The sequence below is a fragment of the Sediminibacterium sp. GW821-FHT12F12 genome (assembly GCF_058806635.1).
This window is the reverse complement of record NZ_JBXAPW010000010.1, coordinates 102,971-116,253: the sequence shown is the minus strand read 5'-3', so window position 1 is coordinate 116,253 and position 13,283 is coordinate 102,971. Positions and strand designations below refer to the sequence as shown.

Sequence of the window (13,283 nt, the reverse complement as noted above, 5' to 3'; positions counted from 1 at the left end):
ATGCAAGTGGATTATATCATAGTAGGCCAGGGAATCTGTGGCACATTTCTCAGTCATGAGCTCATCAAAGCCGGCAAATCGGTTCTGGTGATCGATGAAAGCAAACCCTTCTCCTCCACCAAAGTAGCCAGCGGTGTCATCAATCCCATTACCGGCCGGAGAATGGTGCGTACCTGGGAGATCGAAACACTGATGCCCTATGCAGTGGGTGCTTACCGGGCATGGGGCGAAGAACTGGGTGTGGAACTGATCCGGCAATGCAATATCCTCGACTTTCATCCTACGCCACAGATGGTACTGGCTTTTGCTGAAAGACAACCTTTTGAACAGGAATATTTGCGCCACCCACAAAACCCCGACCAGTGGAAACAATATTTTACTTACGACTTTACCATTGGAGAGATTGATCCCTGCTGGCTGATTGATTTGCATACACTATTGGATAAATGGCGTGCCAGTTTGCAGGCGCAGCAATTATTGCGGGAAGATGCTTTTGTGCTGGGGGAGTGCCAGATCACCCAGGAAGTAGTTCGCTACCAGGATATACAGGCTCAAAAAATTATTTTCTGCGATGGCGTAGCTGGGTTTGACAATCCTTATTTTAAAAGCCTCCCGTATGCCCGCAACAAAGGACAGGCTTTGATCGTCCGGATCCCGGATTTACCAAGGACGAATATTTTCAAACAAAGTTTTACGTTAGTGCCCTGGCAGGAAGATCTGTTCTGGGTAGGTTCTACCTATGAATGGGATTTTACAGATACCAACCCCTCGCCCGATTTCAGGAACAAAGCAGAAGCGCATTTACGGCACTGGGTGAAACTTCCTTTCGAAACTATGGATCACCTGGCAACTGAAAGACCGGCCAATATGGAGAGAAGACCTTTTGTGGGATTACATCCGGTAACAGCATCGGTGGGACTGTTTAATGGCATGGGCACCAAGGGTTGTTCTTTGTCGCCCTATTTTGCCGCTGAATTTGCCAATTACCTCGTGCATGGAACACCGATCATGCCACAGGCAGATGTACGGCGTTTTACGAAGATTTTAAGTCGTTGATTCATCACAAAAAATTAATATTGTATCCATCAACTCACTACCAACGCTAATTGAATGGATACCACTTCAACACCCGCTACCAATACTGCAGACAACAGTTATGTGATTCCGCTGGCTTACCGCAAAATGGAAAACCTGCACATTGTATTCTGGCTGTTCAAAGATGTGGCCTGGTGTATGGTATGGCGCCCATTGGGAATTGTGATGATCATTCCTACGCTGGTCATTTCCATCATCATCGCCTGGCGTACCCGGCAGTACATGTCTGAACTCTGTCATAACCTCGCCATTACAATCTGGATCACCGCCAACTCATACTGGATGGTGAGCGAATTCCTGGGTTTTGACCATTATGAACTGATCGGCGACCTTACTTTCAAACATCTGGCCCTGATTCCCTTCACCATCGGCATCCTGATTCTGGGCTTTTATTATCTCTACTGGAAACCCCGCCACCGAAACGAACTTGAAACCATGTAGCAAAAATGCCGGAAAAACCGTCATTTTACCGTTCATCAAGAATACTTTACCACTTGTGAAAGCGCAAGTCCCGTTTAACCCGGTTCTATATCCGCATATCCTGCCCTCCGCTATATCTTTATGTCTTCAAAGTAAATGGAGCCTCGCTCCCATGACATATGAACCACTTGCTCGAATTCCTGCTTTTTAGATTTCGTCAGCACATCAAACCACCGGGCCTCTAAGCCTTCCGTTCCATTCACCTTTCCGGACAAAGAAAGTAAGTACCAGTTGGTGCTGTTAGCAGTGCTTCGTATTACGAACGGGCAGCAGACAGACTGGGATTTACGCCTATCTTTCCAGAGTAGCCGTCCCGCCATATAACGGGGCAATGGAACCGTATACACCAAATTACAACTGACTACTTATGCATAACCAAATGAAACCGATCGTTTTAGCGATTCTGGGCAGCGCCGCTTTATTATTCCTGTTTTCCTGCAAGGAAAAAAACGAAGACATTACCGAAACCGTTAACAAAAACGGGGCGGTAGAAACTGCCATACAGGTAGAGCACCTGGACAGTTTACATGATGTATTGATCACCACTCACCGCATCTGGGCAAAAAACCAGGAAGTAAAAACCCTGGTATACCGCGATACATTACCCAGCCTGGGCATGACCAATACCGTGGCCGAAAATGAAGCGGGTGATACCAAATCGGTACGCGTGAAAAAGGATTACGAGATCTTCATCACCGTGAAGTAAAGCAGCCAACATGAAAAAATCGACATACATTAACCTGGTTCTGATCACGGCCGCATTGGCCAGTTGCGACAAGCCCAAAGACGACTGGGACGAGAACAACAAAGTACACCTGCGCAGCGATACAACCGCACCGTATACACGTGTACACCATCACAGTGGTGTGGGTACGGCCCTGTTATGGTATTATGCATTCAGACCCTATGGCAACTACCGCAATGGCGAATACAGAAGAGCGGGCTATTATTCGGGAGGTATTCCCGCTTTTTCCAATATCGGGAGTAACCGTTTTAAGGGTGCCGTAACCAGAGGTGGGTTTGGCAGAAGCGGTTTCAGTGTGAGTAGCTAAGGTGTTCATTACATAACTGCGATCATCATCTTTACTTTATTAACTATCTAATGCAACTCCCCAACGGGAAAAAAATGAAAAGAATCACTACCACACCCCGAAACCACTGGCAGGCCGAAGTTGAAAAACTGGGTTTTGGTTTTCATACCGCGAATGTGCCGTATTGGGATGAATCCGTGTATTATGAACTGCCACTGGCAGAAGTATTGGCGATTGAAAAAGCAACGGCTACGCTCTGGGAACTTTGTCTGGGGGCCGTGCAGCACGTGATAGATAATAAACTTTATCAACAGTTCAGTATCCCTGAATGGATCGTGCCGTTGATTGAAAAAAGCTGGACGGAAGATCATCCTTCTATCTATGGCCGTTTTGATCTCTGTTATAAAAACGGCGAGATCAAAATGCTGGAGTTCAACGCAGATACACCCACCAGTTTATACGAAGCGGGCATTGTACAATGGTTCTGGCTGCAGGATAAAGATGCGCTGAAAGACCAGTTCAACAGCATACATGAGCGGCTGATACAATACTGGAAATATTTAAAGAATTACCTCAATCCGGGCATCCTGCATTTTACCTGTTTGAAAGAAACGCTGGAAGACCTGACCAATACCGAATATATCCGCGACTGCGCCATACAGGCCGGTATCGAAACCAAACTGGTATTCATTGACGACCTGGGTTGGGACCAGCAGCAAAAACAATTTGTTGACCTGGAGGGATTGACCGTTACCAATATCTTCAAACTATATCCCTGGGAATGGTTACTGGCCGAAGATTTTGGCAAACATATTCCGGAAGACAGCAACCGCGCGCTTTGGATAGAGCCCGCCTGGAAAATGATCTTATCCAACAAGGCCCTGTTACCCATTCTGTGGCAGTTATATCCGGATTGCCCTTATCTTTTGCCTGCGTATTTTGAAGAAGGCAGGTTGGAGAACTATGCCAGAAAACCCATCCTCTCCCGCGAAGGAGCGAATATAGATCTGGTGATGAAACAGCTGACCATTCAGCAAACTGAAGGAGAATACGGAGCCGACGGTTATATCTACCAGGAATTATTTACACTGCCCAATTTTGCAGATCATTATCCTGTGATCGGGAGCTGGGTGATTGGCCAGGAACCCGCCGGTATCGGTATCCGCGAAGCTGATACTTTAGTTACTGATAACAAGAGCCGGTTTGTGCCCCATATGATCGTTTCCTGATAACAACAATTAATACCTTCGGAACGTATACCGCGCAACGGTATACCCATTGTAATTGGTAGCAATGATCCGGTTGCCGGTAAACACCACATCATCAAAATTGAGATCGGCGGAACCTTGTGTAACACGATCGTACACATGGATCTCGAACGAATCATGCAGATCGTTGTTCCAGTTGCCATACTGATCATAGTAGCCGGAACTGATGGTTCGGATACGCCAGTTGCCACGCATGAAATTGTAACCATCATCATACTCAGCAGCTCCGCTATTGTAAAAACGGAAAACACCCTGCTCCAGTCCGGTATCGAAATAGTACCAGCCGTTTCCGCTGTTCTTAGACGATTCGCTCAATACCCAGGAACCCGCAATGGGTGGCTCTCCGGTACCATTCAGCGATTTGGTACAACTCTGTGCAAACAATAAGACCGCGATGAAAAAGAGATAACGTAGACTTGTTTTCATACCATTGGTTTTAGTAACACAGTATTACCTATCCAATTCTTTTACCAGAAAACAGTTGTAAGACAGATGAAGCAGCTTTTGGCAGTTTTTTAACAAATCCTTACTCTTCCCACTTAACCATAGAAGCGAGAACAGTGGTGCCCATACCGAGCAAAGCAATCAGGGTGAAAGACCAACGCAGGCTGAATGCCTGGGCCATAAAACCTACAACAGGCGGGCCGAGTAAGAAGCCCAGAAAACCAATGGTTGATACAGCCGTAAGCGCCACGCCCGGCGACATGGTTTTGGATTTACCGGCAGAGCTATATACCAACGGCACTACAGAAGAAACCCCGATGCCTACCAATAAAAAGCCAATAGTAGCAGGAAGAACAGAAGGAAACAAAACAGCGATCAATAAACCCACAGCGATAGTAATACCACTGCCTTCGAGTACCAGTTTTTTACCAACACGGGTTACGATCCAATCGCCTAAGAATCTGCCGCCAGCCATGGTACTCATAAATGCCGCATAACCCAGTGTGGTCATTTCTTTGGGAACGGCTACCACTTTTTGAAAATATACCCCGCTCCAATCAAACATGGTGCCTTCACAAACCATACAGCTGAAAGCGATCAGTCCGAGTTTAAGCAGGTGTTCATCGGGTTTTACAAAAAGCGGCTGATCGGGATGGCCGGCATCTTTGGCCAGCGCATACTGGCGGATCAGTATCACACTGACCACACAGCCCGCTGCCACAAAACTGAAATGGATCAAAGGCGTAATATTATTGGACACTACAAAAGTGCCGATAGCCGCACCGGTAAAACCCGCCATACTCCAGATGCCATGAAAGGAAGCCATGATGGAGCGGCCATATAAAGATTCTACACCCACCGCCTGCGTATTGATGGAGATATTGCAAAGATTGCCCAGCAGACCAAATGCAAACACCATGGGCACCAATTGCCAAACGGTACCAGCCCAGCCGATCAGGATCAGGCTAAGCGGATAAGCAATGGCCGCAATGGTAACTATCTTTTTACTCCCGAATTTAGCCACCAGCCAGCCCGCAAAAGGCAAACTGATCATCGACCCCACTGGAAGTGCAAAAAGCACCCCGCCCAGGGCAGCATCGCTCAGCTGTAATTTGGCTTTTACATCCGGAATCCGGCTGGCCCAGCTGGCAAAATTGATCCCGGCAATAAAAAAGAAAGCAGCCACAGCCAATCGGTGGGCCTTTTTTGATATGGGCACTGGTTGCATGGCACAAAGATGCTATCAAAATCCACATTTCCCGCTTTTTGGCCTCAAAATCCCCGGATGGCCCAATTCGGTTATATTTGCCGTCCGAACGAGGGGCGGAAGGCGTGAGACGTGAATCGTGAGACGTGAGTTGAATTTTACTCACCACTGACGACTCACGACTCACGATTCCCGCCCCCCGAATAAGCAATCGAAAAACAAGTTATTTTATGTATCGTTCACACACATGTGGAGAGTTAAGGATCAGTGATGTAACTAAAGAAGTAACCCTGGCAGGATGGGTGCAGACAGTCAGAAAATTCGGCGCCATCACTTTTGTGGACCTGCGCGACCGTTACGGTATTACCCAGTTATTATTTGGCGAAGAGCTGAATGTGCAACTGGATGCCCAACCCTTAGGCAGAGAGTTTGTAATACAGGTAACCGGAAAAGTATCGGAGCGCAGCAATAAAAACGCCAATCTCGCCACTGGTGAGATTGAATTAGTGGTGCTGTCATTCAAGATTTTAAATAAATCTGCCATCCCTCCTTTTACTATCCAGGACGATACCGATGGCGGTGATGACCTGCGCATGAAATACCGTTTCCTGGATCTGCGCAGAAATGCGGTAAAGAAAAACCTGGAACTGCGTTACGCGGTAAACCGTTCTGCCAGAAACTACCTGCATGAAAACCATTTCATGGATATTGAAACGCCCTTCCTGATCAAATCAACACCGGAAGGTGCGAGGGATTTTGTGGTGCCTTCCAGGATGAACCCGGGTCAGTTTTATGCGTTACCTCAATCGCCACAAACCTTCAAACAATTGCTGATGGTGAGTGGTTACGACCGCTACTACCAGATCGTTAAATGTTTCCGTGATGAAGACCTGCGTGCCGACAGGCAGCCGGAGTTTACGCAGATAGACTGTGAAATGGCATTTGTAGAGCAGGAAGATATCCTGAATATGTTTGAAAGCCTGATCAAACGCATTTTTAAAGACGTAAAGAATATTGACTATACCGAGCAGGTGACCCGTATGACATGGGAAGATGCTATGTGGCAGTATGGTAACGACAAACCGGATATCCGTTTTGGGATGCAGATCGCCAACCTGAAATCAGCCTTTTTAAAAGGCGGTAAAATACAGGCCACCGGCGAACTGATCAATGGTGCAGGTTTTGGTGTATTCGACAATGCAGAAACTGTATTGGCCATTGCCGCACCGGGTTGCAGCGAATATACCCGCAAACAGACCGATGAACTGACGGAGTGGGTAAAACGTCCGCAGATTGGTATGCAGGGACTGGTGTACATCAAGTGTAATGCAGATGGCACTTATAAAAGCAGCGTAGATAAATTTTACACAGAAGATAAATTAAAAGCCATTGCCGAAGCTGCGGGTGCCAAGTCGGGAGACATGGTATTGATCCTTGCCGGTCGTGAAGAAAGGACCCGTAAAGCCACCAGTGAACTGCGTCTGGAAATGGGCAAACGCCTTGGTTTCAGAAAAGAAGATGAGTTCAAGTTATTATGGGTGATGGATTTCCCTTTGTTTGAATATGCAGAAGAAGAGAACCGTTGGGTAGCGCGTCACCATCCGTTCACTTCTCCCAAACCGGATCAGATAGAAGTGATGATCAATAATAACCCATTGATCGAGAACGCTGATAAATACCTGGAGCATCCCTATTCCAATATCAAAGCCAATGCATACGATATGGTATTGAACGGAAATGAGATCGGTGGTGGTTCCATCCGGATCTACCAGCGCGAACTGCAGGAGAAGATGTTTGCGGCACTTGGCATGAGCGAGGAAGAAGCGTTGCACAAATTCGGCTTTCTGCTGGGTGCTTTTGAATATGGTGCGCCGCCGCACGGTGGTATCGCATTCGGTTTTGACCGTTTGTGTTCCATTCTGGGTGGCAGTGAAAGCATCCGCGATTTTATCGCCTTCCCTAAAAACAACAGCGGACGTGATGTTATGCTGGATGCCCCCAGCAGCATCGATGATAAACAGTTTGATGAATTACAGATCAAACTGAACCTGAAAGGATAATTTTTAGTGGCGGAGCGGCAGATTGGATCAGTACATCTGCAGTTCCGCCATTTTTACTGCCCATTGGTTGTTTCCCTTTTATTTTTCCCTTAACTTGTAGCAGTTGCTTACTTCCCCACCGGAGTGGCAACTATTTTATTTGTACCTGACCATACAAATTAACTGCATATGACCGGAGAAACCCTCTTCCAGCACTACCCTGCTATGCCCCTGATATGGGACGAAATGAAAGATGCAGATGGCATCAGACAGCCTTACCACAGTATCTATGAAGCTATCCGGAAACTGAACCTGCCCGACCTGCAGCAGAAAGACAAACTGGCCAGCGAACTTTTTATGAGCCAGGGTATCACATTTACCGTGTATAGCGATAATGAGGGGATAGAAAGAATTTTTCCCTTTGATATCATTCCCCGCATTATTACCTCAGCAGAATGGGCGCATATTGAGGCCGGCATCAAACAAAGACTCACCGCTCTGAACCTTTTTCTGAAAGATATTTACCATGAGCAGCAGATCATTCACGATGAAGTGATCCCTGCTGCGCTGGTTGCCTCCTGTCCGCATTTTACCAGAGAAGTATTCGGCATCAAAGTACCCAATGATATCTATGTGCATATTGCCGGTATCGATCTGATACGGGGAGATGATGGCACTTTTTACATTCTGGAAGATAACCTGCGTACGCCATCCGGCGTATCTTATATGCTGGAGAACAGGGAAGTTACCAAACGAATTTTTCCCGATCTGTTGGCAAACAGCAATGTGCGGATGATCAATAATTATCCTCTCATCCTGCATGATAACCTGGTGGCATTATCACAACGGCAAACAGAAAATCCGGTAGTGGTACTCTTAACACCGGGTGTATTTAACTCAGCTTATTTTGAACATACTTTTCTTGCGAGGCAAATGGGCATCCAGCTGGTAGAAGGGCGGGATCTGGTAGTGGATCACCAGAAAGTGTACATGAAAACCACGGCCGGATTGCGACAGGTAGATGTGATCTATCGCAGGGTAGATGATGAGTTTCTTGATCCGCTGGTGTTTAGACCGGATAGTGCGCTGGGCGTTCCCGGATTGATGAGTGCCTACCGCAAAGGAAATGTTGCTATTGTAAATGCACTGGGAAACGGGGTGGCCGATGACAAAGCGGTATATGCCTATGTACCCGCCATGATCAAATACTACCTCAACGAAGAACCCATTCTGCAAAACGTGCCTACTTACCAGATGAAGAATGAAGCCGAACGACAGTATGTATTTGAGAATATGGAAAAAATGGTCATTAAAGAAACCAACCAGTCTGGTGGTTATGGCATGGTCATGGGCAACAGTGCTACTAAAGAGGAATTGCAAAAATCAAAAGAATGTATCCTCGCCAATCCAAGGAATTTTATTGCGCAACCGATCATTAAATTATCTACGGTTCCCTGTTTGCTGGATGGAAAGTTACAGCCAAGGCATGTGGATCTTCGGCCTTATGCTTTGTGTGGCCCCAATGGCATTGACATTGTACCCGGCGGCTTAACCCGCGTAGCTTTACGCGAAGGCTCGCTCGTAGTCAATTCCTCACAAGGAGGAGGAAGCAAGGATACCTGGGTGATTGATCTGCGGGAGACGTGAGTAGTGAGTAGTGAGTGGGAAGTTAAGAACCCTATCTCAACTGACTACTCACTACTGACCGCTCACCATTGCCAATTCACCATTCACAACACACCACTTATGCTCAGTAGAATCGCCGACTCATTATTCTGGCTGCACCGTTACATGGAGAGAGCGGATGGCATGCTGCGTTTACTGAAAACCAGCTATATTCTATCGTTTGATAAAGTACAGGCCAGTGGTATTTCCTGGGGGCCCGCCCTGCAGATCTTCACTGCTTTATCGAAGGAGGAGATCGAAGCCTTAAAAACAAATGATGCTGCCGTATTACAGTACATGATCACAGATACCCATAACCTGAATTCACTGAGGGTAATTGTTACCCGGGCCAGAGAAAATGCCAGAGGGGTACAGGACCAGATCACCAAAGAAGTATGGGAGCAGGTTAACCACCTGTACCATATGGTTACCCACCCTGCCCTGGCTGAAAAACTGGCCGGACCGGATGCCATTGTGGCCATAGATGCCATGATCACCAGCAGTGATCAGTTTTGCGGTATTACTGACAGTACTATGCCCCGCGGACAGGGATGGAACTATATGAACCTCGGGAAGTTTACCGAGCGCTGTTTATTAACGGTAGAGTTCACCAATATTTTTTTCAGAAAAGTAAATTATGATTTTACGGATGAACAGGATATCCTTTTCTGGAGAAGTCTGTTGCTGGCCTTATCAGGATATGAACTGCACCTGAAAAATTACAGTAACCAGAACCATAACTGTAATGTGGCACAACAGGTATTATTCGATAAAAATTTCCCCAGGTCTTTGTATTATGCGTTAGACAGAGCAAACAAATATCTTTGCGATGTAAGCGAAATGAATCCGGTAGAAGGTAGCCCCCCTTTGTGCCGTATGTTCGGTCGTTTGCATAGTTATGTAAAGTTTTCAGATCTGGCTATCGTAGCAGAAACCGGTATGGAATCCTTTTTAAAAGAAATCAGGCATGAGCTGAACGAATTCAGCAGACTGTTAGGACAAACATATTTTTCTTATGCGTAAACAAAGTTCAGATGCCGATTTTTAAGATATACCATATCACCAAATACGAGTACGACCGACCGGTAAAGGAGAGTATGAATAATATCATGATCTTCCCATATCAATCTGCAGAACAGGAAATACTGCAGCACGAATTAGTGATCACTGATCATCCGGAAATATTCACTTATACCGATTACTGGGGTAATAAAATCGGTACATTCAATTTGTTACGTCCTCACCGTGAACTTACCATCGAAAGTAAATTACTGATCAGAACCTTGTCTCCAGAGCAGATCCCGCTTCCATCAGACACATTTGCGAAAGATGTGGAAGCTGTGGCTTACAACGATCTTCACCTGTTGGAACTGGAACGGGTGTCCAGAATGGATTCAATAGACCAGATGGAACAGTATGTGCAGCAACTGAACCAACCCGGAAACAATATCCGCCTGGTGGTAGAAGACACCTGCCGTTTTATTTTTACCGAATTCACCTATATCAAAGGCATTACCACCATTGAGTCAACCGTTGATGAAATTCTTGAAAAGAAAGCCGGTGTTTGTCAGGATTTTGCACATGTAATGCTGGAACTGTTGCGGATGATGGGTATACCGTCACGTTATGTAAGTGGTTATATCTGTCCGAATAAAAACGGTATGCGGGGGGAAGGGGCCACCCATGCCTGGGTAGAAGCCTATATTCCGGGCTATGGCTGGGCTGGTATTGATCCTACCAATAATGTCTGGGCCACCAATCACCATGTAAAACTGGCGGTTGGCAGGGATTTTACAGATTGCACACCGGTTAAGGGAACTTTTAAAGGACCCGCCAGACAATCATTATCCGTATATGTATCGGTTGGATACGAAGATGGCGAAACCTTTGAAGAATTAACCAATGTTCAGTTAGAAAAGCAAGTAACCCCTGCCATTCATGAGCTTATAATTGATAACTTTGCCGGGCAACAGCAACAATAATTGCCTGCCCCATGAAACAACTGACCATATTCCGTATTCTTACTTTTATCCTGCTGCCTATTGCGGCCATGTTCGGTTTTATGGATTTCCTGTTCCTGTTCAGTGCACTGGCCAATCCTGCCCTGCTGCTGATGGTATTTGTGCTGGCCGCTTTTGTGATCTACACTTTTGCCAGTCTGAAATTTCTGACCAAACATATTGATGTAGAACGCCCCTGCTCCGCATCGCTCCGCGACTGGATCCGGGTAAATGCTTTTGTGTCAATGTTCATGGGTATGCTTTTCCTGTTGAATGCCGTCAGCATTCTCTTTATGGGCGATATCAGCCTGCGCCAGTTTGTGAACCAGTTCCGCGAAACGCAGCCCAATATCCCGGCCATATTAACCACCGAACTCTTCCTTACCATCATGAAAGGAGTGGCTTATTTTATGTTTTTTGTGAGTTGCATCCTCATCAGCCATATCCTGATCAATTTCAGGATCATGAAAACCTATGGTTACTTGTTTGAAGCCCGCCCTTCTGAATAAGTTTTACTCTGCAGTCAATAAAAGCTGCTGTACAGCCCCTGATTTTTTGTTACTTTTCCGGTGTGAACAGCGCTACCCCATTGGCAGAAAGAATGCGTCCGGTTACGTTGGACGACCTGGTTGGACAGGAGCACCTGACCGGTAAGAACAGTATTCTGCGCAAAACCATTGAGCAGGGACGAATTCCTTCCATGATCCTCTGGGGGCCACCGGGTGTGGGTAAAACCACTATCGCTAATATTATCGCACATAGCTTACAGGTTCCCTATTTCCAGTTAAGTGCCATCAGCAGTGGCGTGAAAGAAGTACGGGAAGTGATCGAGCAGGCCAAACAACAGCAGGGGACCATTTTATTCATTGATGAGATCCACCGCTTTAACAAAGGCCAGCAGGATGCTTTACTGGGTGCAGTAGAAAAGGGTATTATTACCCTGATCGGTGCCACTACCGAAAATCCTTCTTTTGAAGTAAACAGTGCGTTGCTGAGCAGGTGCCAGGTCTATGTATTAAAAGCACTGCAGGAGAAAGACCTGGTAAAACTGGTGCAACAGGCCATTGAAAAAGACGAAGAGATCAGCCAACTGCATATACAGCTCAAAGAAACCGAAGCCTTACTCACTATCAGTGGTGGTGATGGCAGAAAATTACTGAACCTGTTTGACCTGGTGGTACAGACACAGTTATCGGATAAAACCAACAACTCAACCGGGATGGTGATTACAGACGCGTTAGTGATGCAGGTGGCTCAAAAGAAAATAGCCCTTTACGATAAACAGGGAGAGCAGCATTACGATATCATATCAGCCTTTATCAAAAGTATGCGGGGCAGCGATCCGAATGGAGCGGTATATTGGCTCGCAAGAATGATAGAAGGTGGGGAGGATGTAAAATTTATTGCCCGCCGCATGCTCATTTTTGCAAGTGAAGATATCGGCAATGCCAATCCCAACGCTTTGTTGCTGGCTAATACTACTTTTGATGCCGTGTCCAAGATCGGATATCCGGAAAGCCAGATCATTTTATCACAGTGCGCTACTTACCTGGCGTCTTCCGTTAAAAGTAATGCGGCAGTAGCGGCCATTGGTGCCGCCCTGAGTGCAGTACAGAAAAACGGAGATCTGCCCGTACCTCTGCATATACGCAATGCACCTACCAAACTGATGAAGGATATGCAATACGGTAAGGGTTATCAATACTCGCATCTGGGAGAAGGTAATTTTATTGAACAGGAATACCTGCCCGAAAAAATTGCCGGCACCACTTTCTATGATCCCGGAAACAATGTCCGCGAAAATGAATTACGTAAATTTTTACGGGAACGCTGGAAGGGGAAATATGGGTATTGATCACATATCGTTGTTGTGTTGCCCCTCCAGGGCAATGGCATATCTCCTTCCTTCGGGTCTGCAAACGGGGAATCCCTCCGGGATTCATATTAAAATGTTATAGATTTTACGATAAACCAATATCCTCATCATATAAGTTACCCCGGAGGGGCAATCAGTTTGTAACTCACAACCCACTGTGTTTTTACAAATGCCCTGG

At 46.3% G+C, this 13,283-nt stretch carries 13 protein-coding genes; 11 read left to right on the top strand and 2 right to left on the bottom strand.

Annotation, left to right across the window (positions count from 1 at the left end):
- The 5 genes from AC1RNB_RS14190 (at position 1) to AC1RNB_RS14170 (ending at position 3,835) form a co-directional block, all read left to right on the top strand.
- Entirely contained in the window at positions 1 to 1,056 is a 1,056-nt protein-coding gene (locus AC1RNB_RS14190) for an NAD(P)/FAD-dependent oxidoreductase (protein ID WP_493083798.1), read from the top strand.
- A 54-nt stretch (positions 1,057 to 1,110) separates the two neighbouring features.
- Complete coding sequence (locus AC1RNB_RS14185; protein WP_493083796.1) at positions 1,111 to 1,536, top strand: hypothetical protein; 426 nt, start codon at positions 1,111 to 1,113, stop codon at positions 1,534 to 1,536.
- A 406-nt stretch (positions 1,537 to 1,942) separates the two neighbouring features.
- Positions 1,943 to 2,281 carry a hypothetical protein gene (locus AC1RNB_RS14180; protein ID WP_493083795.1) on the top strand — a complete coding sequence of 113 codons (339 nt, stop codon included), beginning with the start codon at positions 1,943 to 1,945 and terminating at the stop codon, positions 2,279 to 2,281.
- Between the two features lie 10 nt (positions 2,282 to 2,291).
- Entirely contained in the window at positions 2,292 to 2,627 is a 336-nt protein-coding gene (locus AC1RNB_RS14175) for a hypothetical protein (RefSeq protein ID WP_493083793.1), read from the top strand.
- Between the two features lie 74 nt (positions 2,628 to 2,701).
- Positions 2,702 to 3,835, top strand: coding sequence for a glutathionylspermidine synthase family protein (locus AC1RNB_RS14170; RefSeq protein WP_493083791.1), 1,134 nt, complete (start codon positions 2,702 to 2,704; stop codon positions 3,833 to 3,835).
- Positions 3,836 to 3,844: 9 nt separating this feature from the next.
- Here the strand turns inward: AC1RNB_RS14170 and AC1RNB_RS14165 are convergent, their stop codons facing one another.
- Positions 3,845 to 4,300 (bottom strand): hypothetical protein, encoded by a 456-nt coding sequence (locus AC1RNB_RS14165; RefSeq protein WP_493083789.1) that lies wholly within the window; start codon positions 4,298 to 4,300, stop codon positions 3,845 to 3,847.
- A 100-nt stretch (positions 4,301 to 4,400) separates the two neighbouring features.
- A complete protein-coding gene (locus AC1RNB_RS14160) occupies positions 4,401 to 5,504 on the bottom strand; it encodes an MFS transporter (protein WP_493083787.1) in 1,104 nt (367 codons plus the stop codon).
- A 251-nt stretch (positions 5,505 to 5,755) separates the two neighbouring features.
- Between AC1RNB_RS14160 and aspS the strand changes: the two genes are divergently transcribed.
- The 6 genes from aspS (at position 5,756) to AC1RNB_RS14130 (ending at position 13,084) form a co-directional block, all read left to right on the top strand.
- Positions 5,756 to 7,585 (top strand): aspartate--tRNA ligase, encoded by a 1,830-nt coding sequence (gene aspS / locus AC1RNB_RS14155; protein ID WP_493083785.1) that lies wholly within the window; start codon positions 5,756 to 5,758, stop codon positions 7,583 to 7,585.
- Between the two features lie 168 nt (positions 7,586 to 7,753).
- Complete coding sequence (locus AC1RNB_RS14150) at positions 7,754 to 9,211, top strand: circularly permuted type 2 ATP-grasp protein (RefSeq protein WP_493083783.1); 1,458 nt, start codon at positions 7,754 to 7,756, stop codon at positions 9,209 to 9,211.
- Between the two features lie 99 nt (positions 9,212 to 9,310).
- Positions 9,311 to 10,252 carry an alpha-E domain-containing protein gene (locus AC1RNB_RS14145; protein WP_493083781.1) on the top strand — a complete coding sequence of 314 codons (942 nt, stop codon included), beginning with the start codon at positions 9,311 to 9,313 and terminating at the stop codon, positions 10,250 to 10,252.
- Between the two features lie 11 nt (positions 10,253 to 10,263).
- The gene (locus AC1RNB_RS14140) at positions 10,264 to 11,211 is read left to right on the top strand and encodes a transglutaminase family protein (protein WP_493083779.1); all 948 of its coding nucleotides are present in this window, start codon (positions 10,264 to 10,266) and stop codon (positions 11,209 to 11,211) included.
- 11 nt (positions 11,212 to 11,222) lie between these two features.
- Positions 11,223 to 11,738 carry a hypothetical protein gene (locus AC1RNB_RS14135; RefSeq protein ID WP_493083778.1) on the top strand — a complete coding sequence of 172 codons (516 nt, stop codon included), beginning with the start codon at positions 11,223 to 11,225 and terminating at the stop codon, positions 11,736 to 11,738.
- A 62-nt stretch (positions 11,739 to 11,800) separates the two neighbouring features.
- Positions 11,801 to 13,084, top strand: a complete 1,284-nt coding sequence (locus tag AC1RNB_RS14130) for a replication-associated recombination protein A (RefSeq protein ID WP_493083776.1) — start codon at positions 11,801 to 11,803, stop codon at positions 13,082 to 13,084.
- The last annotated feature ends 199 nt before the right edge of the window (positions 13,085 to 13,283 follow it).